General features: G+C 27.6%; 29 protein-coding genes. 12 read left to right on the plus strand and 17 right to left on the minus strand.

Translation table 11 applies throughout. The features are described from left to right. Positions 1-5 precede the first annotated feature (5 nt). On the minus strand, positions 6-1,061 hold the full coding sequence (locus tag NMAR_RS00645; RefSeq protein WP_012214511.1) for a glucose-1-phosphate thymidylyltransferase: 1,056 nt from the start codon (positions 1,059-1,061) through the stop codon (positions 6-8). Positions 1,062-1,106: 45 nt separating this feature from the next. Further along, on the minus strand, positions 1,107-2,096 hold the full coding sequence (gene rfbB, locus NMAR_RS00650; protein ID WP_012214512.1) for a dTDP-glucose 4,6-dehydratase: 990 nt from the start codon (positions 2,094-2,096) through the stop codon (positions 1,107-1,109). A gap of 237 nt (positions 2,097-2,333) precedes the next feature. On the opposite strand from rfbB, the gene NMAR_RS00655 reads away from it, so the two are divergent. After that, positions 2,334-2,567, plus strand: a complete 234-nt coding sequence (locus NMAR_RS00655) for a hypothetical protein (RefSeq protein WP_148679999.1) — start codon at positions 2,334-2,336, stop codon at positions 2,565-2,567. 123 nt (positions 2,568-2,690) lie between these two features. Here the strand turns inward: NMAR_RS00655 and NMAR_RS00660 are convergent, their stop codons facing one another. The 5 genes from NMAR_RS00660 to NMAR_RS00675 all read right to left on the minus strand — a co-directional run bounded on the left by NMAR_RS00660 (position 2,691) and on the right by NMAR_RS00675 (position 7,000). Beyond that, entirely contained in the window at positions 2,691-3,872 is a 1,182-nt protein-coding gene (locus NMAR_RS00660) for an SGNH/GDSL hydrolase family protein (protein WP_012214513.1), read from the minus strand. Next, the gene (locus NMAR_RS00665; protein WP_012214514.1) at positions 3,873-5,576 is read right to left on the minus strand and encodes a carbamoyltransferase family protein; all 1,704 of its coding nucleotides are present in this window, start codon (positions 5,574-5,576) and stop codon (positions 3,873-3,875) included. Then, positions 5,576-5,923, minus strand: coding sequence for a hypothetical protein (locus tag NMAR_RS00670; protein ID WP_012214515.1), 348 nt, complete (start codon positions 5,921-5,923; stop codon positions 5,576-5,578). The genes NMAR_RS00665 and NMAR_RS00670 overlap by 1 nt, the downstream gene beginning before the upstream one ends. A gap of 1 nt (position 5,924) precedes the next feature. Continuing rightward, complete coding sequence (locus NMAR_RS10075) at positions 5,925-6,077, minus strand: DUF5989 family protein (protein ID WP_012214516.1); 153 nt, start codon at positions 6,075-6,077, stop codon at positions 5,925-5,927. A gap of 149 nt (positions 6,078-6,226) precedes the next feature. Then, positions 6,227-7,000, minus strand: a complete 774-nt coding sequence (locus tag NMAR_RS00675; protein WP_012214517.1) for a hypothetical protein — start codon at positions 6,998-7,000, stop codon at positions 6,227-6,229. A gap of 106 nt (positions 7,001-7,106) precedes the next feature. On the opposite strand from NMAR_RS00675, the gene NMAR_RS00680 reads away from it, so the two are divergent. Further along, complete coding sequence (locus tag NMAR_RS00680; protein ID WP_012214518.1) at positions 7,107-8,162, plus strand: N-acetylneuraminate synthase family protein; 1,056 nt, start codon at positions 7,107-7,109, stop codon at positions 8,160-8,162. 2 nt (positions 8,163-8,164) lie between these two features. Here the strand turns inward: NMAR_RS00680 and NMAR_RS00685 are convergent, their stop codons facing one another. Together NMAR_RS00685 and NMAR_RS00690 are read right to left on the minus strand one after the other, a co-directional pair. Beyond that, the gene (locus tag NMAR_RS00685) at positions 8,165-9,253 is read right to left on the minus strand and encodes a DegT/DnrJ/EryC1/StrS family aminotransferase (protein ID WP_012214519.1); all 1,089 of its coding nucleotides are present in this window, start codon (positions 9,251-9,253) and stop codon (positions 8,165-8,167) included. Next, complete coding sequence (locus NMAR_RS00690) at positions 9,250-9,669, minus strand: N-acetyltransferase (RefSeq protein ID WP_148680001.1); 420 nt, start codon at positions 9,667-9,669, stop codon at positions 9,250-9,252. Before NMAR_RS00690 ends, NMAR_RS00685 begins: the two co-directional genes overlap by 4 nt. Before the next feature lie 78 nt (positions 9,670-9,747). On the opposite strand from NMAR_RS00690, the gene NMAR_RS00695 reads away from it, so the two are divergent. After that, the gene (locus tag NMAR_RS00695; RefSeq protein ID WP_012214521.1) at positions 9,748-10,341 is read left to right on the plus strand and encodes a formyltransferase family protein; all 594 of its coding nucleotides are present in this window, start codon (positions 9,748-9,750) and stop codon (positions 10,339-10,341) included. Between the two features lies 1 nt (position 10,342). Next, positions 10,343-11,101, plus strand: a complete 759-nt coding sequence (locus NMAR_RS00700; RefSeq protein ID WP_012214522.1) for a cytidylyltransferase domain-containing protein — start codon at positions 10,343-10,345, stop codon at positions 11,099-11,101. On the opposite strand, the gene NMAR_RS00705 is transcribed toward NMAR_RS00700, so the two are convergent. Both NMAR_RS00705 and NMAR_RS00710 read right to left on the minus strand, forming a co-directional pair. Next, positions 11,098-12,144: a Gfo/Idh/MocA family protein gene (locus tag NMAR_RS00705; protein WP_012214523.1), complete on the minus strand. Its 1,047-nt coding sequence runs from the start codon at positions 12,142-12,144 to the stop codon at positions 11,098-11,100. The genes NMAR_RS00700 and NMAR_RS00705 overlap by 4 nt on opposite strands. A 63-nt stretch (positions 12,145-12,207) precedes the next feature. Beyond that, entirely contained in the window at positions 12,208-13,446 is a 1,239-nt protein-coding gene (locus tag NMAR_RS00710; protein ID WP_012214524.1) for a DUF4910 domain-containing protein, read from the minus strand. Between the two features lie 93 nt (positions 13,447-13,539). Here NMAR_RS00710 and acpS point away from each other — a divergent pair, with 93 nt between their 5' ends. Continuing rightward, positions 13,540-13,887: a holo-ACP synthase gene (gene acpS, locus NMAR_RS00715; protein ID WP_012214525.1), complete on the plus strand. Its 348-nt coding sequence runs from the start codon at positions 13,540-13,542 to the stop codon at positions 13,885-13,887. A gap of 8 nt (positions 13,888-13,895) precedes the next feature. Here the strand turns inward: acpS and NMAR_RS00720 are convergent, their stop codons facing one another. Further along, a complete protein-coding gene (locus NMAR_RS00720; protein WP_012214526.1) occupies positions 13,896-15,713 on the minus strand; it encodes a UDP-N-acetylglucosamine 2-epimerase in 1,818 nt (605 codons plus the stop codon). 119 nt (positions 15,714-15,832) lie between these two features. On the opposite strand from NMAR_RS00720, the gene NMAR_RS00725 reads away from it, so the two are divergent. From NMAR_RS00725 to NMAR_RS00745, 5 genes are all read left to right on the plus strand, one after another. Further along, complete coding sequence (locus NMAR_RS00725) at positions 15,833-16,891, plus strand: 4-hydroxy-2-oxovalerate aldolase (protein ID WP_012214527.1); 1,059 nt, start codon at positions 15,833-15,835, stop codon at positions 16,889-16,891. Then, entirely contained in the window at positions 16,866-18,323 is a 1,458-nt protein-coding gene (locus NMAR_RS00730; RefSeq protein ID WP_012214528.1) for a class I adenylate-forming enzyme family protein, read from the plus strand. Before NMAR_RS00725 ends, NMAR_RS00730 begins: the two co-directional genes overlap by 26 nt. A gap of 83 nt (positions 18,324-18,406) precedes the next feature. Continuing rightward, positions 18,407-19,051: a cyclase family protein gene (locus tag NMAR_RS00735; RefSeq protein WP_012214529.1), complete on the plus strand. Its 645-nt coding sequence runs from the start codon at positions 18,407-18,409 to the stop codon at positions 19,049-19,051. Between the two features lie 8 nt (positions 19,052-19,059). Further along, positions 19,060-19,314 carry an acyl carrier protein gene (locus NMAR_RS00740; protein WP_187146545.1) on the plus strand — a complete coding sequence of 85 codons (255 nt, stop codon included), beginning with the start codon at positions 19,060-19,062 and terminating at the stop codon, positions 19,312-19,314. Beyond that, positions 19,298-20,083, plus strand: a complete 786-nt coding sequence (locus NMAR_RS00745) for an AAC(3) family N-acetyltransferase (protein ID WP_012214531.1) — start codon at positions 19,298-19,300, stop codon at positions 20,081-20,083. Before NMAR_RS00740 ends, NMAR_RS00745 begins: the two co-directional genes overlap by 17 nt. Here the strand turns inward: NMAR_RS00745 and NMAR_RS00750 are convergent. After that, positions 20,067-20,522 carry a sugar 3,4-ketoisomerase gene (locus NMAR_RS00750; RefSeq protein ID WP_012214532.1) on the minus strand — a complete coding sequence of 152 codons (456 nt, stop codon included), beginning with the start codon at positions 20,520-20,522 and terminating at the stop codon, positions 20,067-20,069. The two genes, NMAR_RS00745 and NMAR_RS00750, sit on opposite strands and share 17 nt — an antisense overlap. A 9-nt stretch (positions 20,523-20,531) precedes the next feature. Further along, positions 20,532-21,521 (minus strand): SDR family NAD(P)-dependent oxidoreductase, encoded by a 990-nt coding sequence (locus NMAR_RS00755; RefSeq protein ID WP_012214533.1) that lies wholly within the window; start codon positions 21,519-21,521, stop codon positions 20,532-20,534. 118 nt (positions 21,522-21,639) lie between these two features. Here NMAR_RS00755 and NMAR_RS00760 point away from each other — a divergent pair, with 118 nt between their 5' ends. Both NMAR_RS00760 and NMAR_RS00765 read left to right on the plus strand, forming a co-directional pair. Next, positions 21,640-22,935: a hypothetical protein gene (locus NMAR_RS00760; RefSeq protein WP_012214534.1), complete on the plus strand. Its 1,296-nt coding sequence runs from the start codon at positions 21,640-21,642 to the stop codon at positions 22,933-22,935. Then, entirely contained in the window at positions 22,932-24,260 is a 1,329-nt protein-coding gene (locus NMAR_RS00765; RefSeq protein ID WP_012214535.1) for an aminotransferase class III-fold pyridoxal phosphate-dependent enzyme, read from the plus strand. The genes NMAR_RS00760 and NMAR_RS00765 overlap by 4 nt, the downstream gene beginning before the upstream one ends. Before the next feature lie 5 nt (positions 24,261-24,265). On the opposite strand, the gene NMAR_RS00770 is transcribed toward NMAR_RS00765, so the two are convergent. The 3 genes from NMAR_RS00770 to NMAR_RS00780 are packed head-to-tail and all read right to left on the minus strand — an operon-like array spanning position 24,266 to position 26,800. After that, positions 24,266-25,009 carry a cytidylyltransferase domain-containing protein gene (locus NMAR_RS00770; protein ID WP_012214536.1) on the minus strand — a complete coding sequence of 248 codons (744 nt, stop codon included), beginning with the start codon at positions 25,007-25,009 and terminating at the stop codon, positions 24,266-24,268. Between the two features lies 1 nt (position 25,010). Then, a complete protein-coding gene (locus NMAR_RS00775) occupies positions 25,011-25,994 on the minus strand; it encodes a GDP-mannose 4,6-dehydratase (protein WP_012214537.1) in 984 nt (327 codons plus the stop codon). Then, positions 25,991-26,800: a TIM barrel protein gene (locus NMAR_RS00780; RefSeq protein ID WP_187146546.1), complete on the minus strand. Its 810-nt coding sequence runs from the start codon at positions 26,798-26,800 to the stop codon at positions 25,991-25,993. The genes NMAR_RS00775 and NMAR_RS00780 overlap by 4 nt, the downstream gene beginning before the upstream one ends. Positions 26,801-26,808 lie beyond the last annotated feature (8 nt).

A 26,808-nucleotide genomic window follows, 5' to 3' on the forward strand; every position in this document is an offset into this window, starting at 1 on the left:
TTTTTTTAAATCCAAATTTTTGTTCCTTCACCTAGAAGCAAAACATTCTTTTCATTTTTTTCTTGAAAAATCTGACAATCAAAAGCAATTATACTATCTGAAATTTTTATATTTGAATTAATTTCACAATTATTCATAATTATTGAATTCTCAATTTTACTTTTTGAAATTTTACAATTATCTCCAATACTAACATTAGGACCAATAACTGAATTATTATTAATAATACAATTTTTTCCAATTAAGACTGGTCCAATTATTTTTACATTTTTTAGCAATGATTTTTCTTTTAAAACACAAACACCATCAATTTGAGTTTGTTCTTTTTCTCCCAAAAATTCTTGAGAAATATCTTGAAGAATTTCTTTATTTGCATGTAAAATATCATTTGGAGTTCCTGTATCTTTCCAATAATCAGTTACAGTGTCAAAGATAATTTTATTTCCTTTTTCCATCAATAATTGTAGTGCATCAGTAATCTCTAACTCGTTTCTCCATGAAGGTTTTAAGATATCAATAATTTCAAAAATTTTTTTATTTAGAAAATAAATTCCTGTAACTGCAAGATTTGTTGGTGGATCCTTTGGTTTTTCCATGATCTTGATAATTTTATTATCTTTAACATCTGCAATTCCAAATTGTGTAGGGTTATCTACTTCACATAATAACAATAGTGCATCTGCATCAGAATTTTCATAATTGGTTTTGTATTCCAAAATTTCTTTTTTTAAAATATTGTCTCCTAAAAATACAAGGAATTTATCATCTTTAACAAAATCTTTGCATAGATTTATTGCATGAGCAATACCTTTTGGCGCTTCTTGTGAAATATACGTGATTTTTACTCCAAATTTCTCTCCATTTCCATAATATTCTTCGACTTTTTTAGAAGCTATACCTCCAATAATGATGGCAATTTCTGTAATCCCTGCATTCTTCATGGATTCAATACAGTATTGAGACATTGGTTTATTTGCAATTGGAAGTAGTTGTTTTGGTCCTGTATGGGTTAAAGGCCTTAGTCGTGTTCCATGACCACCATGTAAAATTATTCCTTTCATCAAAATCTCCCTTATTCTAAAGAATTTTATCTTTTACATAAAAAATTAGTTATTCCATTTGGCTTTTTTTAAAATCTCTTTATTAATACCGTTACACCATTCTTGATTTTTAACATACCAATCAATTGTTTTTTCAATTCCATCTTCAAAGCTTGTTTCTTCTTTCCATTTTAATTCATTTCTTATTTTTGATGAATCTAAACTATATCTAAAATCATGCCCAGGTCTATCTTCTACAAATTCTAAATAATCATCATTCAATCCCATTTTTTCCAAAATATTTGTAACAATTTGAATATTATCCAATTCATTTTGGGCTGAAATGTTATATGATTCTCCAGATTTTCCTTTATGTAAAACTTCTTTGACTGCATTACAATGATCATCAACATGAATCCAATCTCTAATATTTTTCCCATTTCCGTATATTGGAATTTTTTGCTTTTGCATTGCTAATAGAATAGTTTTTGGTATTAATTTTTCAGGAAATTGTCTAGGTCCATAATTATTAGTACAACGTGTTATTACTGTATCTATTTCATATGTTACAAAATAAGAATTAACTAACAATTCTGCTGAAGCTTTGGATGATGAATATGGGCTGGATGGATTTAATTTGAAATTCTCATTTGCGCTATTTTTTTTTAAACTTCCAAAAACTTCATCTGTTGATATCTGAACTAACCTTTTTTCTTTTTCTTTTTTTAAAATTTCTAGAATTGTAAATACCCCTAAAATATTTGAGTTTATGAATGGTGTTGCATCTGAAATACTTCGATCAACATGGGATTCTGCTGCAAAATTTACTATTGCATCAGATATAGAAATCAAATTTTTCATTAGTTTATGATTTGTGATATCTCCTTTAACGAATTCATAATTATTTTTCTTTTGTATTGAAATCAAATTTTGATGGTTGGCTCCATGATTTTCATTATCTAAATTAATTATGGTATGTTCAGGGAATTCGTTTAAATAATTAATTATAAAATTACTACCAATAAATCCTAATCCTCCTGTAACTAAAATTTTCATGTTATGTCTGTGGTTATTGCGTATCTATATTATACTAGTTTTTTGCTATTTAACAGTCTTTTTATCTAAATTTTTCTATACTCCTTTGATAATTGTAAAAAAGTCATCTTCTCAACTTAACTATCATTTTTACACATATTTTCTATGATTACAGCATCAGAAGTTCTCGGATGCCATTAGAGAAAGGCCACTAGGAATACCTATGAAATCTATCTAAAATATTCCTAGATTGTACTCATGAAGACTGAGAATCTGGCAAAGTTATCACAATCTCAAATTAAAGAATTAGTTTTCAATTATGTGGTTCCTCTCAAAGATCTTACTGATAGAACTGGAAAGCCAAGTCCAAACCCATACAACACACTGCTTACTACAAAACTAGTAAGAAAAAAGATTCATTCATTTTTTACTGCAACATATTGTAGAATTAGCAATTTCAGGAATAACTGTAGTAGATATATGACCAATTGAAAATGGTGCAATAGTTGAACCAGGTTAACAAAATTTATGAAGATTAATAGGGTGACCTCAAAAAAAGATTTGTGAATATACTTTTACAAAAAAAAATCAATGTCTATAAAAAATTCAAAATATTTAATGTGGAATCATTGGGAAAATTTTATTATAAATTGAATCTGCCATTATTTCATTTCCAAAGTCACTCATATGTCCTTCATCAAGATATATGTTTATACCATTCATTTCTGAAAATGAATTCCTGAGATCAAAAATATTATCACAATATTTTACTTCACCAGTATTCAAATTAATTTCTCTGAGGTATGTTGAATACTCATTTATGAACGAAGTATCGTTCATTATCCGTTTTTCATCATCACCAATTACTCTATCACTAGTTCCCAAAATTGGTTGTATGAAATTAACAACCGTAAAATCATTTGTTTGTCCTAGTTCGCATGTTTTAGACCAATATTTTTTCATATAATTTTGAATGAATTCGACTATTTTTGGATCAACTTTGCCTTTTTTTACATCTAATTTGGAATTGTCAATGTTTTCAAGTGTAGGTTGCTCATTAACAATATTTTTATAAAAAATGAATAACCCAATACCTGTTTTGAAATTAATGCGTTCAAAAAATTTGATGAGTCCAGAGCCTGAACCTGAAGAAGAGTTGAATCTATCAAATGACATATTGTTTAAAAGAGCATCATTTAAAATAAATTCTTGGTAAGGGATATTAAATTTTGTCAAATTAAAACCTGCCACATCATTCCACCCATCATACATAATTACCATATCAGGATCAAATCTTAGTATGAGATTTTCTAGCACATAAAACTCGTCAATGGTTGCAGCACCACTAACTCCCACATTAATTACTTTAACATTATATCCTTCATCACGTAATTTTTTTTCTAAATATCCTGGAATTGTTGTTTCATCAGATGTAGAAATATTCCCAAAAGCTGTAGAACCCCCAAAAAAGAAAATCCTATATTCATCATCAAGGAATTTTATTTCTTCACCTCTCCAACCATCAGAATTTATGTTGACATATTTTCCATGTTGATCAGGAACATGTAATCTTACAGGTGCATCAAACATGGAAACGTCATTAGCTAAAGTATATTCTCTGCATAAAACCTGCTTATCATACTCTGAAAAATAATCAAAAAATGAACTATTCAAACTATCACATTCCATTGAAAATAAATAAGTAATATGAAGAGATACTTCAATACCAATCAACAAAATTATTCCTAAAATTAGAAAAAATATGAATTGCTTTCCACTAGAAACTTGAACAGACATTTACTTTTCCACCAAATTATTCCCCAAAACAATAAAATCCATATTTGTTTTGGTAATCATATTGTAAGCCTGTTCAGGAGTATTGACAATTGGCTCCCCCATGACATTCATGGATGTATTAATAATTACTGGAACCCCAGTGATTTTATAAAATTCTAAAATCAAGTTATAGTAAAGTGGATTAGCATCACGATTTACAGTTTGTAATCTACCAGTACCATCAACATGTGTCACTGCTGGAATATCTTGTGGTTTCTTAACAGGAGCAACAAACAACATGTAAGGGCTAATTCTGTCAATTTCGAAATATTCTGAAGTATATTCTTCAAGTATTGATGGGGCAAATGGTCTAAATGATTCTCTGTGTTTGATCTTTTCATTTAGAACATCCTTCATCTCTGATTTTCTAGGATCAGCCAGAATACTTCTACATCCCAAAGCTCTTGGACCCCATTCCATTTTACCCTGATACCAACCAACAATTTTTCCATCAGAGATAAGCCGAGCTGTTTTTTTTAGTAATTCATCACATTCTAATTTCTCATAAGAGATATTCATAGAATCTAAAAATTCTACTATCTGTTCATTTGAATACGATGGTCCAACATAAGCGTTTTCTGAAATTATCTTAGAGGAGTCATTTTCAATTAATCTGGTTTTTTTGTGGTGAATGTAGTAAAGATACTGCGCACAGCCAATTGCACTACCTGCATCTCCCGGGGATGGGGGTATGTGTAAATTATCAAACGGTCCTTCTCTAAGAATACGATAATTTGCGACACCATTAAGAGCTACGCCTCCTCCAAGACACAAATTTTTTGAATTTGTTTTCTCATACACGTGATGTGTCATCTTTAACAAAATATCCTCCAATACCTTTTGTACACTAGCACCAATGTCATAGTGTATTTGTTCTGTTTTTTCATTTTTCTTTCTAGGATTGATTCCAAATAATTTTGAAAATTTTTGATTTGTCATTACCTTGTCATACGTAAATGCAAAATATTTCATATCAAGATGAATTGAACCATCATCTTTAACATCAATCAAATTGTTTAAAATTGTATCATAGTACTTAGGTTTTCCATAAGATGCGAGACCCATGAGTTTGTACTCACCCTCATTTACCTGAAAACCTAGAAAGTAAGTGAATGCTGAATAAAACAATCCTAATGAATTAGGCCATCGGATATCATGAGTCAATGTAATAGAATTGTCTGTGGCATGACCAAATGATGTTGTGCTCCATTCACCTACTCCATCCACAGTTAATATTGCAGATTCATCAAATTGTGATGTATAAAATGTATGAGATGCATGGGACATATGGTGATCAGGGAAAATAATTTCACCCTTAAATCCATTGAGTGCTTTGTTTATGTCATTTTTTATCCACAGTCTTTTGTGTAACCATTTTGGTATAGTATTAATAAAACTAAAGAGACCTCTTGGTGCGAATGTAATGTAATTATCAAGTAATCTTTCAAATTTTAAAATTGGTTTGTCATAAAACGCTACAGAATGAATCTCAGAGGGAGATATGTCTGCCTCATTAAGACACCACTCTATTGCCATATTTGGAAAATCATCATCAAATTTTTTTCTAGAGAATCGTTCTTCTTCAACTGCTGCAACTACATGACCGTCTTTGAGTAATGCTGCAGCCGAATCATGATAATAACAGGATATTCCAAGATTGTACATTAAAACATCTTCCTAACATTATTTGATTCTATTTGCAACCAGTAAGAATTTTGTTGTTTTTTAAGTCTGAGTAAATCAATTCTTAATAATCTAAACAAAACGCCATAAATTGTAATTACAAACAAAAATAAAATTCCAAGAAATATTTTTGTGTTAATAATGGCAAAAATATCTAATCCTTTAGAAATTTTTATTGTAAAAATCTGTGTAATAGTAATTACGACTCCTACAAAAATTACCATGTATTCAATTGTAAAGACTCCTACTCCACTAGTAATAATAAAAAACCAAAATGACATTCCAGCAGTAACTGCTAGAGATTTAAATCTGGGGGAGGATGATTGCATATTAAATCGGATAAATGAATGCAACCAATCCTGATTGGGCTAATGATGTAATTCCTATTAGTACAATTAATAATACAATAATTGGAAACATATAGAATTTTCTTTTTTTAACATATAGTTGAAAAATCTCTTTAATTACTGATAAACGTGACATAAGTGTGCTGTAATTTTTGGATATTTAGTTTTATTCAATATTTTAAATTAAAATGAATAAAGAATAATCATTTGTTCAAAAAAATTGGTAAATATTTATTAGATGGATCTCCAAATTATTGCGATTAACAATTCAAAAATAGCCATTTTTTAATTAGTAACTGGCTTAGGGGATGCTTTGTCTTTAATTCCCTTCCAACTAGAAAGAGTGGTAAGAGTTGAAAAACACATCCATCTTCCATCATCTCTATTCCAATCTATATCTGAATCAGGATCAATTGGATCTACCCCGTGAGATATTTGTGGGTAAAATGCTATAGCATCACCCGGTGAAACTAAATTATCTACAAAAAGTTTCTCATTATTTTCATCTCTTACGAATAAACCTCCTTTTTTGTAATCTTTAGGGGCTGAGCTAAGGATCGTATCAATAACAAGTTTCTGACCTATATCGGGATCTTTGTGTTCTTGCATGTACCCACCTCCACATGGATATTGTTGAATACTCGGAATCGAAATAAAATCATCATCTAAATTATTTAATGCATAATCTTCCTTTAATCCTGAAATTAAATTTCTTAATCTAAATTGTCTTTTAAAATAATTTGCAATAGGATTTGTTTCTGAATTCCAATAAAAAAAACAATAAAGATGATTTATTCTTTTAACTTGTGATTTTTCTGGATTGTTATCTATTCTGTGAAAATTTGGAATGTTTAAATCAATTTCAGGACAAGAATCATGATTATTTTTTGCAAATTCTCGTGAAAATTCTCTAATTTCTTGTGCTTCTTTTTGAGAAAGCAGATTCTTAATAATTACTAAATTTTTTGATAGGATATTTTCCTTAATTTCATCAATGGATTTGTCTAATTTACACTCATCTCTATTCCTATCTAAAACATTAACTTCTAAAATTTTCAATATTTTGTGATGATGTCATCTATATAAAAACATGTTTTTAAATCTAATTTTTGATTTTATCACACATACCAATAAATTCTTAAAAATGAACATGTGTGAATTTTAGATGATAACAATGAAATCTTTTTCTGCATTAGACCGAGTTTTTGTAATTGCTGAAGCTGGTTCTAATTGGAAATGTGGTGATTACTCTGACGATTTGGAACAAGCAAAAAAATTAATTGAAACTGCAGCAAAAGCCGGAGCAGATGCTGTAAAATTTCAAACTTACAAACCTGAAACAATTTATGTTTCAGATGCAGGTAACAGTGATTATTTAGAAAAATATGGGATAAAAGAAAACATTAATGAAATTTTTGAACACTTATCCATGCCATATGAGATGATTCCTGAATTAAAGAAATATTGTGATGAAAAAAATATTCAATTTATGTCCACACCATTTTCAGTTCAAGATGCAAAAGAAGTTGATAAATTTACAGAAATTCATAAAGTTGCTTCATTTGAAATAAACCACATACGATTGCTAGAATTTTTGGCTAAAACTCAAAAACCCATAATTGTTTCAACGGGTGCTAGTACATTCAAAGAAATTGATTTTGCAATAAATCTAATTAGAAAGAACGGCAATGATAATATTGCTTTAATGCAATGCACCTCAAAATATCCCTGCCCTATTGATTCATTAAATCTAAAAACTATTTCAACGATGGGACAAAAATACAAAATTCCTGTTGGTCTTTCAGATCATTCATTAGATCCCATCATTGGACCTATCACTGCAATTTCCCTTGGTGCAAAATTTATTGAAAAACACTTTACTTTAGACAAAAATTTACCTGGGCCAGATCACCCTTTTGCATTAAACCCAGATGAACTAGAATTAATGATTACTTCAATCCGTAATACTGAAAAAGCTCTTGGAACAGGCATAAAAGAAATTTTACCTGTTGAAGACGAACTCAGAAAATTTGCCAAACGTTCAATTCAAGCAATTCAAGATATTAAAAAAGGTGATTTATTGATTGAAGGACAAAATTTTGAAATTCTTCGACCTGGGAACAGATTAAGAGGAATGGATCCACTTTATCTAGATACTATTTCTGGAAAAAAATCCAAAAAAGATGTTCAAAAAGGTGATGGAATCATTGATGTAGAATAATGTTAATTACTAAACTTATTTACATTTTGAATTATTTTATCTACATCATTTTCAGAAAGGTTTGGATGTATGGGTAATGTGACAATTTTTGATGCTACAGATTCTGTTATTGGTAATTTTACTTTATTTTTATAAAATTTCATTTTATGTATGGGAGAATAATGAGTTCCTATTTCAATTCCTTTCTCAAATAATTTTTTCATAAATTTTTCTCTATTATCAACCTGAATCCAGAAAAAGTGATATGAACAATCTTGAGAAAATGGCATTTTTTCTTCAAGATTGATTTCTGTTGAATATTGTTTCGCAATTTTTTTCCTAATTTTATTCATTTTATCGAGTTTCTTTAACTGTTCTAAACCGATCACAGCTGAAAATTCATTAAGATAAGCATTCCATCCCAACTCTGTAATATCATATTGTGAGTTGTGCCTATTTGATATGCCACACCATCTTTTTATTTTTATTAAATTAGAATTTACTTTATTTTTTTTACCATTGAGTGTTATGGCTCCCCCATTCGGCATTGCCAAATTTTTTACAGGATGAAAACTAAAGCAAATCGCTTCACTTACAGTACCAATCTTTTTCTCTTTGTATTTTGCACCTGCTGCATGAGCAGCATCTTCAACAAGATTTATTTGATTTTCTTTACAAATTTTCCTAATTTTATCTAAATCTGCAGGAAATCCTCCAAAATGAACTGGAATAATTACTTTGGTTTTTCTTGTAATGTGTTTTTTTATTTTTTCTACATCTATACACAATGTTTTAGGATCTACATCAACAAAAACTGGTTTAGCATTGTTATATAATGCTGAATGTGCAGTTGATACAAAGGAAAGAGATGGCATAATTATTTCACTATTTTTTACATCAAACAATGATACAGCTAATTGAAGTGCTGATGTGCCATTGTTAACAGTAACACAACTATTTGAGCCAATGTACTCATTGAATTTTTTCTCAAATTTTTGTACATTCCCAACACCTGAACCCGATGCCCAATAACCACTTTTTAGAACTTTATTTATTGCAATTTCTTCTTTAGTTCCAATAATAGGATCAAAAAGTTTTATTCTTTTTTTCATTTTAGATTTTTCTCTTTTACAAGTTCAAAAGTATATTGAATTAATTTAAATCCATTATTTTTATAGAATGTTATCAAACTTTTATTTTTATAATTTGTATTTGCTAGATACCTAGATTTTGGGTGTTTCTCTAGAATTAATTCCAATACATGATTCATATTTTTGTTAGAATCAAATTTTGGTAAAAAATGCATAGAAATTTCATCTTGTTTACTAATATATGTAGAACCAATCTTTTTTTTATTTTCAAAAATAATATACCATTTTTGATAAGGTTTAGATTTGACAAACTTTGTATGTTCATTATAACTAGGCATATTCTTATGTGAAATATTTTCTAATGGTTTTCTTAATTTGAGAAGTTGATATAAAAATCGAATATCTTTCTCATCCACCAATTTTAAAATAATTGTCATTTTCTTCTTTTCCTTATATTGATTATATAAAATGAATTAAAAACAATTAAGTTATTTTGTTTTAATTTAACAAATATTGTGATTGATATTGTTTGTTTTTTATCTAGGCCTCATGGATTTGCGGTACTAGAAAAACTAATTAAAATAAAAAAATTTAACATATTAAAATTATACACACATTCTTTAAATCCAAAATCCCAAGATCCAAACAGATCAATTAGAACTGATTTTAAATTATTTCAACAAATATGTGAACAAAATAATATAGATTTAGAATCAATTGATTCAAAAGAATCTGAAATTACTTCTTTCCCAAACTGTGATTATATAATAGAAGTTTCATGGCGTTATTTAATTCCCACAAAAATTTTATCACTAGCTAGAAAAGACGCATTTGGAATACATCGAGGTAAATTACCTGATTATGCAGGTGCAGAACCAATAAAACAAGCATTGTTAAAAAATGATAATAAAATTATTCTGTCTGCCCATTATTTAGCTAATAAAATTGACATGGGAAATGTCATAGATACTGTAGAACATGATGTGAATTATGATAAAAGTAAATCTTTTGAGGAAAATATTCAGAGACTTAGAGATGAAATAACACCATTTTTCCCTCAATTGGCAATATCTGCAATAAATGTATTAGAAGAAAAAAATTCTGATTAATATGAAATTCTGTAATGTTGGTATAATTATTCAAGCAAGAACTGGTTCTGATAGATTCCCAAAAAAGGTTCTTGCATCTATTGAAAAAAAACCTATGATTTGGCATATTGTCAATAGATGCAAAAAAGTCAAAAATATTGATAAAATTATTTTGGCTACTACAACACTAAAAGAAGACTATCCTTTAATTTCATTAGCAAAAAAAAATAAGATAGAATATTTTCGTGGTTCTAAGAATGACGTGTTAGATAGATTTTACCAATGTTCAACTTCAAATAATTTAGATATCATAATACGAATAACAGGAGATTGCCCCTTAGTAGATCCAAAACTAATTGATCAATTTTTAGATTTTTTCTCTCATAAAAAATATGATTATGTTAGTAATACTATTAATCCAACATATCCTGATGGTCTCGATATAGAAATTTTTTCCTTTAAAGCATTAAAAAAAGCATGGAATATGTCTAAAAAAAAATCAAATAGGGAACATGTTACTACATTCATAAAACATCATCCTGAAAAATTTAAAATTAAAAATTTTGAAAATAATACTAATTTATCAAATTATAGATTGACTGTAGATCATAAAAATGATCTAAAATTAATTCGGAAAATTTACAAAGAATTTCGTCCTAACATTAAATTTAGTACCAAATCAGTAATTTCATTGTTAAACAAAAATCCTGAATTATTCAAAATCAATCAGAACATATCTAGAAATGAAGGTTATGAAAAATCTCTTTTAAATGATAACTAATATCTAATGTATTGAACCTTTCCTTTTTTAGCAGATTCTAATGCAGCATTACCAATTTTCAAAGTTTCTAATGCATCCCATCCATCAATGGTGGGTTTTGTATCCTTAATTATAGATGAAATAAAATCATACATTTCTTTTTGATACATTTCATTAACTTTTTCTGAAATTTTTTGAATTTTTCTTTGGGTATCTAATTTTTGAGATGTAATAGTAATATTCGCTATATTTTGATAATTTTTATTTTTTTTCTTTATATTGAAATCCCAATTGAATTCTTTATCTTCAAATAATATCTTACAATTTCTTTGATAGCTTGGTCTTAAAAAATCTAAAGTAAGATTAGCTATCGTACCTTTTTTGAATTTTAATACTATTGATGCTAAACTTTCAGAATATTTACTTAATTTGGGAGTTTTAATTGATTGACAATAAACAGATTCTACTTTATCTTCCAATAACCATTTGATTAAATCATATTCATGTGAATCATCAAGGATAATTCCGTTATTTTTTTTCAAAATATAGTGGTTTTTGAAATTGCTATTTGGATGCCAATATTTGATATGATGACCAAAATTACTAGAAATTAGATACGGAGATTTATTCTGTTTTTTCAAAATATTTTTTAATTCATTTAATCCTGAATTATATCTAAAATTATATCCAACAAAAATTTTCAATTTCTTTGAATCCGCATTTTTTAAGAGGAGTTTTACTTTGTTAGGATCATGTGAAATCGGCTTTTCGATAAAAATATGTGATGATTTTTTCAAACACTTTTCAGCTAATGTGATGTGTGATGCAGGATCTGTACATATTATTGATAAGTCAGGATTAACTGAAAGTGATTTGTCTGTTGAAAAATGTCCTTTAACATTATACTTGGCTTCTAATTTCTTTACTTTGTTTTTATCAAAATCAACTATATGTAATGAATTCACTCCAAAATTTTTTAGATTATAGATATGGCGTTCCCCAATAGATCCACACCCAATTACTACAACTGTTAATTTTTTGATTTTTTTAGAAAAATCATTCATTACCATTCCTCATTTTAGAAATATAAAAATTAGAATGTTTAGATTTAGCTGAAAATGTAAAATTCATTTTTTTTCTACAAGTTTTGCTTGTAAGAATTTATTCACATAATCTAACAAAACAAAAAAATCTAAATTTAATTTTTCAGCAATTTCTACTATTGAATTATCTCCTTCAAATTCAAGAAAAATTTTTTCCAACATTTTATTTAATTCTAAATCATCTCTCCAGTCTACCCATAATCCGTATTTTGAAAGGTGTGGTGGACCTTTAAATTTTCTAATTGGCGTGTAGTTATTTTCTAATGCCTCCAAAATCTTTAAAACCAATTTTTTAGATTCTTCTAAATTTTCTTTTTTTATAATTGAAATATTGTCATCACTGGTATGGTATTCTGGATATGGCCATCTGCTGATTGAAATCATTGGTATGTTTACTCCTGGACCATTGAAAACCATTTCATCATTACTTATAATTTCACGGAAGTCTCCTGTTTTGAATTCTTTCTGATTATGTTTAATTACATTCTCTGCAATTTTATCAATTTCAGTATTTTTTTGCCTACTAAATTGTAATGAATGAAAATTATCATTTCCTAACATTTCTAAAAATAATCCAAATTTCATGTCTGAAATTAATTCTTCATTTTGACTAAGATAAGCTATTGAACCTATTGTTTCAGGGAGGAATAAAATTCTGTAACTATATTTTAGATTATTTTTTTCTAAAAGATTTTTTCCTATATCTACTAAAACAGAAACGCCTGAAAGATCATCATTTGCCATTGCAGGATGGCATAAATGTGCAACAAGAACAATGGTTTCTTTTAATTCTCCTTTAACGAATAATTCTCCAATTTTTAATTCTCCTTCTTTAAATTCAGAATTTATAACTACATGGTAATTTTTTTCAGTAAAATCTTTTAATTTGTTAAATTGTACACAAAAACCCCAATCGTTCTGATAATATTTGTAATCAAATGGAATGGCATTTGGCCTTTCTTTATTTGATGATAAATGTTTCATTAATTCTTCTTTAGAAATTATTTTATCAATTGGAGTAGAATATGATGCTAAATGAAGTGGATGATCTTTTACATCAATAATTTTCCCCCCATTATTTTCAATAAAAGCTTCTTTAACTTCCCATGCTAAGGGAACTTCCCATGTCCAACATTTTGTTCCCGAAGGAATTTTATGAATTTTTAAGGGTAGTATTTTTGAAATGTATTCAAGTGATTCATCATAATCTATTGAAACAAGATTTCTCTGTTTTTGATATAGATCATTAATTAAATTATACACACATCTCTCTAATGTATATGATATTTAATTTATCATCTTGATTTGTTTTTTTGTTCTCTAAACTATTTAGCCTCTTATATTCAATAATTTATAATGATTTCAGTAGGTGTTGACATAGAAAAAATCAATAGATTTGAATCATTATTACCTGAATCTTCATTTATAAAAAAAATTTTCTCTCCTGAGGAAATTAAATACTGTTTTTCAAAAAAACACCCTGCAGAAACTTTAGCAGCAAAATTTGCAGGAAAAGAAGCTATTATTAAAGCATTAAATGGTTTAAACTATAAATCTAATTCTTATCATGAAATAGAGATTTTAAATAAAAATGATAATTCTCCTTATGTGAACTTGAAAAATTTTTTAAATTATCATATATCGATTAGTTTATCTCATTCTGATCAATATGCTATTGCATTTGTTTTAATTTTTAATAAATAAGATTCTAACTAGAGCTTGGAAATAAATTCAATAAATTTGTCTGTAGAATTATTTATGTGTGAAACATATTGTTTTAAAAATTTTTTTTGTTTTGCAAGTAAACTTTTTTCAAAATCTTTATCCTTTAGAATTTTTTCAATACTTTCATCTAATTCATTAATAGTTGAAACATGACATCCATTTTTTTCAAAAACAATTGGAGTTCCATAATATTCTTCTTTAATTCTAACTGAAATTACTGGTTTTTCAAATAATGTTCCTTCTAAAATAGTTGTAGAAAAATCTGTAACTATCATTAATCTACAATTATTAATCAATTCGTGAATATTGCCATCTTTTACAATACGTGCTTTTGGCATAGTCTTGGAAATACTCTTTCCTACATCTCTTTCTGACGGAGCAGGATGCAGTTTTACTACTAACTCTAAATTTAATTTTTTGATTATTTTTGCAATTTCTTCTATTGTTTTTTCATAATTTAATATCTTTTTTGCTGAATAGTCAAAAATTTGATTATTAGTTAACCAAGAAGTTGTTAATAAAACATATTCCTTATTTTTACACTTAGAAAGGTTATCAAATACTGGATTTCCAACTTCGATAATTTTATTTTCATTAATTCCGTTTTCAGATGAAATCTTTCTAACAATATTACCCCATACACATATGTAATCTGATTTAATGGGCCATACGCCATCAAATTTTTTTAAATTTAATGTCTCTCTACTTTCTGGTCCCATTCCGTGTTGTAACAAAATTATTGGAATTCCTTGTTTTTTGGCCAATTCTATTACAATTTGTTCGTTAAATCCTGATTCAGATAAAATAACCATTGAAGAAAACTGATATTTTTCAAATATTTGTTTTGCATAATCAATTTCAGTAATTGCTTCAGGAATTCGTTTTTTACTCAAGTTGATGAGTTTGGGTTTTAATTCATCCCAAAAATTTATAGAATCTATTTCAAATAATTTTTTTAATTCACCTGAATTTTCAATTAAATTAATTATTTGTGAAACTTCAAAATCATTTTTTCTATATTTTTTGAAATTATTTTCTGATATGTAACTGCATTTTGAATCTTTTAAAATATTAATTGATTTTTTATTGATAAAAATTGGTCTTCTTCGATTGTATAAAATAAAATTAAATTTTTTTTGTGGATGTAAAAATAAATTTTGAAATTTGTTTAAATCAAATTCAACAAATAGTACTGACTTATTATTTTTTGAAATCCTTTTATCTACATCTAAAATCTTTTTCATAAAATTTTCTGAAAAATTTTTGATTTGTTTAATATTTTTTCTACTTAAATTAATTTTTAGATTCTGATTCCATATTTTTTTTGTTATGGGCAGTGAGTCGTATAAAAAATCTGAATTTTCTAATGATTCTGGATTTATACATTCAAAATCACTTGTGTGTTTTTTAATTATACTGATAAGATTTTTAGACGTAAAAATTTTATAGTTTTTATATTCTTTACATATGTAATATATCTCAAACAATTTTTTTAAGAAAGGAATCATAAATGCATGAAATTCTATGTAGAATAAACCCCCTAAGTTAATACTATTGTATGTAATTTTTTCTGAAATTTCTGGTGTATTGTACCATTTTGCAATTTTATATGACTCTTTTTGAATTTTTATCAATAATTTTTGATCTAAAAAATCATCTGAGATAAAATGTTCGATTTTTTCATCATTCAATTTTTTATGAATTTCGTAATCAACTGTAATGATTTTGGAATTAGACAATTCCAAATTTTTTATTTTGGAAATTTCTATTGAATTATCTATTATGATGATTTGATTAATGCTCAATATTCTTCACTTTTTATTTTCTTAATATCTAATAATGAATTTATCTTCATGTTTATAATGTAGTTGAAATAGTTCCATGTATGATTGCATGGAATATAGATTCTTTGAAGAGGTAAGATATGTCCAAAAAAGTTCAAATCCTTGACACTACATTACGAGATGGCAGTTATTCTGTGAATTTTTCATTTACTAGTTCTGATACATCTATAATCTGTTCTAAATTGGAAAAATCTGGAATTAAATTAATTGAAGTTGGTCATGGACTTGGGTTTAATGCTTCTAACTCTGGTTATGGAAAATCTACACAATCTGATGAAGAATATATGATTGCTGCAAAAGAGTCTTTATCAAAATCAATGTATGGAATGTTTTGTATTCCTGGAATTGCTAAACTATCTGATTTAGAACTTGCTAAAAAACATGGTATGGGATTTATTCGAGTAGGTACCGATGTTACCAAAGTACATCAATCTGAAAAATTTATCAAAAAAGCAAAAAATCTTGGATTTTTTGTGGCCTCAAATTTTATGAAATCTTATGTAATGCCACCTGATAAATTTGCATCAATTGTTAAACAATCTGAAGAATTTGGAACTGATATGGTGTATATTGTGGATTCTGCTGGAGGTATGTTTTCTTCAGATTTGTTAGAATATTATAATTCAATAAGAAACGTATCTGAAATTCCACTTGGTTTTCATGGTCATGATAATTTAGGTATGGCAATTTCAAACAGTCTGTATGCTGCTGATTTAGGTATGGAATACATAGATTCTTCTCTTCAGGGAATTGGAAGAAGTTCTGGAAATGCTTGTACTGAAGTTTTAGTTATGGCATTGAAGAAAAAAGGATTCAAGATAGATGTTGATTTTCATAGTCTCTTTGAAGCAGGACAAGAATGTGTTTACCCATTAATCAATAATTCTAATAAATTACCCCTTGATATTGTTTCAGGTTATGCTGATTTTCATTCAAGTTATATGCATCATATAATGAAATATTCTTCCAAGTTTAAAGTTGATCCATTATTATTGATTATAGAATATTCTAAAATTAATAAAATTGATATTGATGAAAAAAAATTAGAACAAATTGCTAAAAAATTAAAGAGAAAACAGGATATTTACACTGCAAAATACAGATTTAACAGATATGTCGGAAGAGAACAAGATAATTAACTCAGAAACTATTAATCAAATTTTTTATGACATTTTTAAGAATAATTGGAATGAATATTTTATTTTTGACACAATTACTCAGAAAAAAATAAAATATTCTGAATTTTATAATGAAATTCAATTATGTATTGACAAATTAACTAAAAATGGTATTACTGAAGGAAGTACTATATGTCTAATTCTAGAAAATTCATATAATTTTGTTAAAATAATCTTTTCTTGTATTTTTTCAAATTTAACTGTGGTTCCAATAGATCCACAAAAAGGATCTGAAGAAATTAAAGAAATTATTGATTCTGTTAATCCACAAACAATTATTTTTGACAATCAAAAAAATATTTTTTCTAAAAATTCAATAGAAATTAGTAAAATTGTAAATGACACACAATTTTCTAAACCTCAAAAACTTGAACAGATTAGAAATATTGATAGTGATAAGGATTTTCTTATTACTTTTACATCTGGCTCAACTGGTAAATCAAAAGGTGTTATCCATTCATTAAAAAATTTAATTCATTGTTCATTGTCATTTAATGAAAAATTTCATTTTAATTCAAAAAATGTGTTTTTGCATTGTTTGCCGATGTCTTATATGGCTGGGATCTTAAATTCAATCATTTTACCCTTTATATCTAACAGCAAAATAGTCATCATTCCAAGATTTACTGTAAAAACTGTACTTGATTTTTGGTCTATTCCACTAAAATACTCAGTCAACACCTTCTGGTTTACTCCTACAATGATTGGATTGATTTTAAAATTTGATAGAAAAAACAAAATTGATTTGTCTGACAAAAATCTAATTGGCTGCGTGGCCACTTCTTCTTTAAATACATCTGTAAAGAACGATTTTGAAAAGAAATATGATATTGAATTATTCGAAAGTTATGGATTGTCAGAACTTTTGTTTGTAAGTACAAACTCCCCAAATAATAATTCCTTTACAGCTGGACAACTTATTTCTGGTACTAACGTAAAATTTGATAATGATGAAATTTTGGTAAAAGTTCCATGGATGTTTAAAAAATATTTTAATTCCGAAAAAAATAATTTAGAAAATAATTATTTTTCTACAGGAGATCTTGGAAAAATATCTAAAGATAATCTTTTAATCATTACTGGACGGAAAAAAGATTTGATTATCAAAGGTGGAATAAATATTAGTCCTAAAAAAATTGAAGATTTTATACTTAATAAAAAATTTTTAAAGGAATGTGTTATTCTAGGTTTTCCTGATCCAATATTGGGTGAAAAAATTGTTTGTTTTATTTTAAAGAATTCAATAGATACTGATAGCAAAAAAGAACTAAATAAAAAAATTGTTGAACACTTAGGCAATGATTATCATATTGATGAATTTAAAGAACTAATAGAAATTCCTAAAAACATTAATGGAAAAATTGATAAAATTCAAATTAGAAATTTTTTTTAAATTTTAATTATCCAGAATTATTTTATATTTGAAACTAAATTTGTACATGAAAAATAGAAATATTACTAAAAATAGATAAAAGAATGAATGAAATTATCGATTTGACTTATTCAATAAATGAAAAAATGATTACTTATCCTTCTCCATGGCATCCAAAAGTTTCTCTTGAACGATTAGGTAAAATTGAAGATGTTGGAAGAAATACTCGTAAATTGGTTCTTGGAACCCATACAGGAACTCATATTGATGCTCCTCTACATTTTATCCCTGATGGAAATAGTATAGAAAGTATTCCATTGGAGAAAATTACAGGTACAGTAACTATTTTGGATTTTACAAACTTGAAAAATAATCACCCAATTACAAAAGAAGAATTACAAGATAAAAAAATCTCAAAACGATTAATTTTTAGATTTGGTTGGCAGAAATATTGGAATACTCCTAATTTTTATAATGATTATCCATTTTTTACTGAAGATGCTGCAAATTATCTTGTTTCACAAGGTGTTGAATTGATTGGTTATGATACTCCTTCTCCTGATAAAAGTAAACAAGATGATGTAGACTCTCCAATTCATAAGATCTTTTTAAGTAATCAAATTGTTCTGTTAGAATATTTATCAAATTTAGATTGTGTACAAAATCTTGAAGGATGGAGTATTGTTGTTGCTCCAATGAAAATAGATGGTTCAGACGGTTCTCCTTCAAGAGTTTTTATTTTCAAGTAGGTGATTTTTTGACAATATTGGAATGGTTGCTTGAATGGTTTGAAAATAATTCTGATCTAAAATCAAATGAAATTTTGAGTTCTTTAAATGAAGATTTTCTAATTAAAGGATGGATAGACTCATTTACTTTTATAAATTTAATCACTGAAATAGAAGAAAAATATAAAATTTCTTTTAACACTGATGAATTACAAAATGAAAAATTTGCAACTTTAGATGGTTTAGCTAATATCATTGGAGATAGAATTGAAAAAAACTTATGATTTTACTAAGGAAGAAATTGTAACAAAACTAAAACAAATACAAATTAAAAAAAATGATTCTATATTTATCCATAGTAACTTAGGTCTTTTTGGAAAACTTCCAAATGTAAAAACTGCAGATGAATATTGTACAGTATTTAAAGATGCTATTTTTGATGTAATTGGAGAGGAAGGAACTTTAGTTATTCCAACCTTCTCATTATCTTTTTGCAAGAATGAGGTTTTTGATAAAAAATATACTCCTAGTTTTGAATGTGGAATTTTCTCTGAATTTATAAGAACTGATTCTTCTTCTCTTCGTTCTGACGATGCAAATTTTTCTATTGCTGCAATAGGTAAAAATGCAAAATTTTTTACAGAATTTTCTCCAATTGATTCCTTTGGGGTTGACTCTTTTTGGGAAAAATTTCTTAACGTAGATGGTAAATTATGTAGGTTTAATCTTCCTGCAAATTATGTAACTTTTATTCATTATATTGAAAAATTTTTGAATGTACCGTATAGATATGATAAAATCTTCTTAGGTTATTCCTTAATTGATGGTTTACAAACTAAAAGAAAATTCTCACATTTTGTAAGAGACCTTTCAAATGAAAATCATTCCACAGATTTGACAAAATTGGAGAAGATTTCAATTGATTTAGGATTGCTTCATAAAACAAATCTTGGTCGTGGGCTGATTTATTCTATATCTTCACAGAGCTTATTCTCGTTGGTTAAAAGTGAAATTAGAAAAGATCCTTCATTATTAATCACTGGGAAAATTTAGTCCACTTTTCCCAGTTATAATCCTCAAAGTTTACATTCTCCATTTCATTATCATTTGGTTTCCATGAAATATCAGCTAAAGTAAGAATACTTGAAATATTTTCTGATAAGTTGATGTGAGCTGATGGGACATTTTTTGGAATATATACCATCTTCGGATTATTTTCATCTGCCAATATCTCAGTGTATTTCCCATTTTCTTTTACAATAAAAATAACTTTTCCCTTAATACATACAAAACAACTATTTCGTTTTTTATGTAGATGTGGACCTTTAATTCCTCTTGGATGTACTGAACTAACATATACCATCTTCGGATCATTTTCAATGAATTTATCCCAGTCTCTCCATATCACTGACAATGTTCCATTAATTTTATTTGATCTAGTATCTTTTGTAGGATGAGTTTCTAATGGTATTTCTTTAATCTTACTGTTCATAATTCCTGTTCAAAAATACCCTTCTTCACGAATCATTTTTTTCAATTGATTTTTTGAAATAAAATTATTCTTGTTAGAGATATAAGCTGATTTCAATTTTGTTTTTTTATACTTAAGTTTTTTTAACGAGCTAATTTTATCAATTGATTGTTGAAATATTATGTAATCTTCTTTTGATTCATATGTTTGAGAAATTTCATCTCCTGAAATTAGTGTCTCATGAAATTTTTCACCCGGTCTTAAAGAAATTTTTTTAATTTTAACTTTTTTTCCTGATAACTCAATAATTGCATTTTTGAGTTCTTCTAATGTATATGATTTAAGGCGTGGAACAAAAAGCTCACCACCATTCCCGTTTTTTAATGCTCTTAGAACCAAGTCAATTGCACCATTCATGGTAATTGTAAATCTTGTCATCTTTGGATCGGTCAAAGTTATTACTCCTTTATTGGAAATTTGTTCAATAAATCTAGGTAAAACTGAACCTCTACTACCTAAAACATTCCCGTACCTGACACAAACAAATGATGTCTTATGAATTCCTTTGAAAAAATTTGCTGAAATAATTATTTTTTCCATTAATAATTTGGTAGCTCCATATGTGTTTGCAGGTGATGCTGCTTTATCTGTCCCAATGGCAACCACTTTTTTTACATTATTATCTAAACATACATCAACTAAATTTTGAGTACCATAAACATTTGTTTTGATTGCTTCAAATGGATTGTATTCTGCAATAGGAACTTGTTTTAATGCTGCAGCATGAAAAACATAATCTACTCCTTCAACAGCTCTTGAAAGTCTTTCCTTATCTCTAATATCTCCAATGAAAAATCGTAGCCTGCTATCATCTAACTCTTCAAACATTTTGGTTTGTTTCCATTCATCTCTACTAAAAATTCTGATTGTACCGACTTTGCTCTTAAGAAGACGTTTTGTTAATGCTGTTCCTAAGGAACCAGTTCCTCCTGTAATGAGAATTGTTTTATTTTCTAACATTGTTTTGATGAATTACCAGTCATAAAATAACCTTGCTCAAATTTTTTTCTTATAATTGGTACAAAAACTACATCAATTAAAACAAAGATGATTAATATGTTAAAAATTTATAAAATTAATGAAAATTCTAGTCCCTACCTCTGTTTTACCTGAAAAAAAAGGTCTTAGATTCAATTTCATTTCAAATATTGTTGATTCAGTGAGAAAAAATAACGATGTAAAAATAATTTGGGTTATATATCAACCAGATAAAATTTTAAAAAAAGATACGTCTGAGAATCAAATTTTAGATATACATGATTTTAAGAATGCTATAGATTTAGTTGAAAAATCAAACCCTGATTGCATTATGGTTGGACAAGAATTGGAACCTATTCAACATTCTTTAAGTTTAGCTGCTAAGAAATTTAATGTACCATTAATCAGTTTTTTCTATAATAATTTTGAAATAACAAATTCAAATATGTTGGAAAGAAAAAAACAACTTTTATCTTATTTGAGAATTATTCTTTCAAGTAGAGTCCCATCAGATTCATCACATAAAGGATTTTTAAGAAGATTTAGATTTATTTTATTTAAATTAAATTTTTTAAAAAATACGAAATCATCTCTTAACATGTCTGATTTTAATAACTTCTTTTTTGTTTTTAAAGAACTTTTTAGTTATTTAACAAAAAAAGAAATAGATGTAAATATTTTTCCTGATCTTTTTCTTTTACCCGATAATTCATGGAATAAAAAATTATTATCATTAGGAATTCCTGAAAAAAAATTTGCAGTTGTTGGTAATCCAATTCTAGATGAATTGTATGATAAATCTAAAATAATTAAACAATATTATAAAAATGATAAAATCTCGATTTTGATTGTTACAGATGCTTTAGTTGAACATGGAATTTGGAGTAGAACTCAAATGACTTATTTTTTTACTGCGCTAATTAAACAATTAATTAAAAACCAAAATTTTACTTTTTCTTTAAAAATTCATCCATCATCTGAAAATAAAATTATTTATGAAAAATTATTAAATAAAAATAATGTCTCGTCTAAAATTTACCAACATGAAAATATTTTGGAAATTATTGAAAAATTTGATATAGTTATTTCTTATGGAATATCTACAATTCATACTGAAATTGCATTGTTAGGAATGAAAATGTTACTTTTGGATCTGAATTTTAATTTTCCACTTGGTTATTTTGTTAAAGAAGGAATAGAATGCGGAAATATCATCAAATGTCAAAATTTTGAATACATGAATAAACAAATTAAACAACTTGTTGACTCGAAATTAGAAAATTTCAGTACTTTTGAGAAAGAACGCAAAAATCTGATTTTTGGTTTTGATGGATTATCTAGTAAAAGAGCTGCTGACGCTGTACAACAAATTCTTAAAAATAGGGATCAATTATGACAAATGTGCTACATTCTCTGGATAACTCTAACAATTTAAAAGAAAGAGCCAGAAAAGTCATTCCTCATTTGACTGGAACATTTAGTAGGGCTGCCCCATCATATGTTGAAGGGGTTTTCCCAGTGTATATTCAATCTGGAAATGGTTCTCATTTTACTGATGTAGATCAAAATGAATACATTGACTATCTTATGGGACTAGGTCCAATTACATTAGGATATAACTACGAACCAGTTAATCGCGCCATTATTTCTCAGCTTAATGATGGAATATTGTTTTCACTCCCTCATCCCATAGAAGTAGAACTATCTGAGAAAGTATGTGAAATTATTCCCCACGCTGAGATGACAAAATTTGAAAAATCTGGTTCTAATGCCGTTACTGGAGCTGTTCGAGCAGCAAGAGCATTTACCAAAAATGAAAAAATTGCATACTGTGGTTCTGGTGGTGTTTGGCATGATTGGCAAGCCGCTATGGTTAGCAGAGATGATGGAGTTCCAAAATTCAATTCTGAATTAATAAAATTATTTGATTATAACGATGCAGATGGTTTGGAACAAATTTTTGATGACAATCCTAATGAAATTGCTGCTATTGTTTTAGAACCAACTATGTATGAAAAACCCGAAAATGATTTTTTAAAGAAAGTTAGAAAAATTGCAACCCAAAATAATTCTCTTTTAATTCTAGATGAAATAGTTACAGGCTTTCGATTTGATCTTGCAGGAGCTCAAAAATATTTCGATATTAAAGGTGATTTAGTGTGTTTTGGGAAAGGAATGGGAAATGGCTTGCCAATTTCAGCAATTACCGGACCTTCAGAATATATGAAAATTTTCGATAAGTTGTGGGTCTCATCTACAAATAATAGTGAAACTCTCTCATTAGCAGGAACAAAAGCTGTCATTTCTGAAATGCAGGAAAAAAATACTATTTCACATTGTTGGAAAATTGGAGAGAGCTTACTTGAAGGATGGAATAAGATTGTTGAAAAATTTGATTTAGATGCAAAAATGTCTGGATATCCAATTAGAATGCATTTGAAATGCTTTGATTCAAAACATCAAGAATCACTTACTATGAAATCTCTTTTACTGCAAGAAATGGTCAAAAATGGTGTATTTATGTCTGTATTGGGAGCCACCTTTATTTCATATTCTCATTCACTGGAAGATGTTCAAAAAACTCTTTCCGGATTAGAAACTGTATGTGAATTTATTTCAAAAAATGTAAAAAATGATAATTATTTGGAATTTTTGGAGGGTGAATTACCCAAAACAATTTGGTCTATGAAATTATCTCCAACTAAGAAAAAAAATCAATAATTTCTTCATTTCACACTTTCATTAAACTTTGCTTGATTATCAAGAAATTCTTTCTGTTTATGAAAATTAATTTGTATCAAATGTTTATTATTGTTCAAAAAATCTAGAATCTCTTTTCCAGAAGATAAGATATCTAAATTTTCATATAGCTTTTTAAAAAATTCTAAATCTTCTTTATAATCTAAAGTAAATCTTACATTTTCATTTTTTTCAAAATCTTTCAATGGAACAATATCTGTAGTTAAATTAGCTTTTTCTATATATCTTGTTATGACATCTGTATTGATTTCATCAGTGGGTGCAACAGAAAATAATTTTTTTATTCCTTTCTCGTTTATTGCTGATGTAAAAAACCCTGTCACAATATCTTTTGGGTGAGTAATCATATCGACTGATTTATTTTTTAATTCTGAAATTGCTCTTTTTCCAATATCATAACTATATGAAAGATCATCTCCATCAACTAATAATGCATATTGAATTCCAAATTTATTAAAACACTCATACCATCTTTTAATTTTATTTATTAATGGTCCACGAAATATTTCCACATCATTTTTCTTAGCAATATCTTCAAAAATATCATCTTCTTTTGATGTTGATGTTGCAATAATTACTGGCAATTCTGTTTTTTTTGCTCTTTGAATGACAACGTCTATTGAAGTGAAGTTATTTTTAATTTCCATTATTGCTTTATTTGGTAATCTAGTTGAAGAGTTTCTTACTGAAACAATTGCAGCTGAGTTCATTTTAATATTGACTTGATGGGTGTTGTTTGTGATATTCTATATCATGGTCCATCATTTTTTTAACTAATTCTTTAAAACTTGTTTTTGGCTCCCAATTCAGATTTTTTCTTGCTTTAGATGCATCCCCAACAAGATCTTCTATGTCTGTTGGTCTCATTAGAGATTCATCAATTTCGACAAATTCATGCCAATCTCCTAATCCTGCATATTCTGATGCTATATCTAAAAACTCCTTAATTGAATGGGATTTACCAGTTGCAATGACATAGTTGTCTGGCTCTTTTTGTTGTAACATAAGCCACATGGCTTCAACATAATCTCCTGCAAAACCCCAATCTCTTTTTGCATTAATATTTCCCAAATGTAATTTATCTAATGTATTAAATTTGATTTTTGATAATGCATAGGTAATTTTTCTTGTAACAAATTCAAGGCCTCTTAAAGGAGATTCATGATTAAATAAAATACCACAACATGCAAAAATATTGTAAGCTTCTTTATAATGATTTGTCATGTGGTGACCAAATACTTTTGCTGCTCCATACGGACTTCGTGGTCTAAATGGGGATTCTTCATTTTTTATTCCAGGATAATTTCCATACATTTCACTAGATGAAGCTTGATAAAATTTTGCATCTGGAACATTTTCTCTAATTGCTTCTAATACTCTTAAAACACCAAGACCTGTTATATCTGAAGTTAAAACTGGTTGTTGAAAAGAGGCTCCAACAAATGATTGAGCTCCTAAATTGTATATCTCATCAGGTTCTGATTGTTTAATTGCAGCTTGAACTGATCCATAATCTGATAAATCCGCTTTTATGTCCGTCACTTTGTGAAAAATCTCCATTTCTTCTAATCTTTCAAAACATCTATGACTAGTTCTTCTAAACGTGCCAAACACATTGTATCCTTTCTTAAGCAAAAAATCCGCTAGATATGTGCCATCTTGACCCGTTAGTCCAAAAATCAACGCATTTTTCAATTTACTATCAACCCTGCCTCTGTAATACTCTCTAGAAACTGCCTAAAACCTTTTCCACCATTTTCATGGCCTTTCCATACTTCTATCGCAAATCCCTTATCTTTATGATTATTTAACATTGGAATAATTTTATCAAATTCCATATTTCCCTCTCCATATTGTAACCCTTCTCCATCTATATCATCTGCATCTGATAAATGGAAATGATCAACTCTTTTTTCAATTATCTTTAATTGATCTATTAGAGAAATTTGTTTAGTATTACAATACAGTTGTGCGTGACATAAATCATAGCAAACATTTAGACCCAATTTTTCACAATATTTTTCCATATCATTTGCGTCAAGAAAAACATTTGAATGCCATCTTCCTCCAAAAAACCAAGCATACGGAGGCATATTCTCCATTAAAAAATTCACTTTACTAATATCCAATTTTTCCACTGCATCAAACATACCATTTTTCATTTTTTCTTTATCTTCTATGCTAAGTTCAGATAATGAATATCCTCCAGGGTGTACAATTATAGATGGTTTGCCTTGAAATTGTTCATTTAATGACACTGTTTTATCAATTGCCTTTTGAATCAATTCAATAGTCTTTTCTTGAGAATGAATTTGGTTTGTTTCTCCAAAACTAACTATATCCAACAATTTTCGCTCAAAATATTCATAGCAATGAACAATTAATCTTTGATCAAATTTTTGATCTAATTCTAAATTTAAATCACTATCAGAAAAATGAAATTCTAAAATTTTTGGATTGAATGCCAACATATCATCCAAATCTTGTTTTCTAACTTTCATTCCTAAAA

This window comes from Nitrosopumilus maritimus SCM1, assembly GCF_000018465.1.
Lineage (GTDB): Archaea > Thermoproteota > Nitrososphaeria > Nitrososphaerales > Nitrosopumilaceae > Nitrosopumilus > Nitrosopumilus maritimus.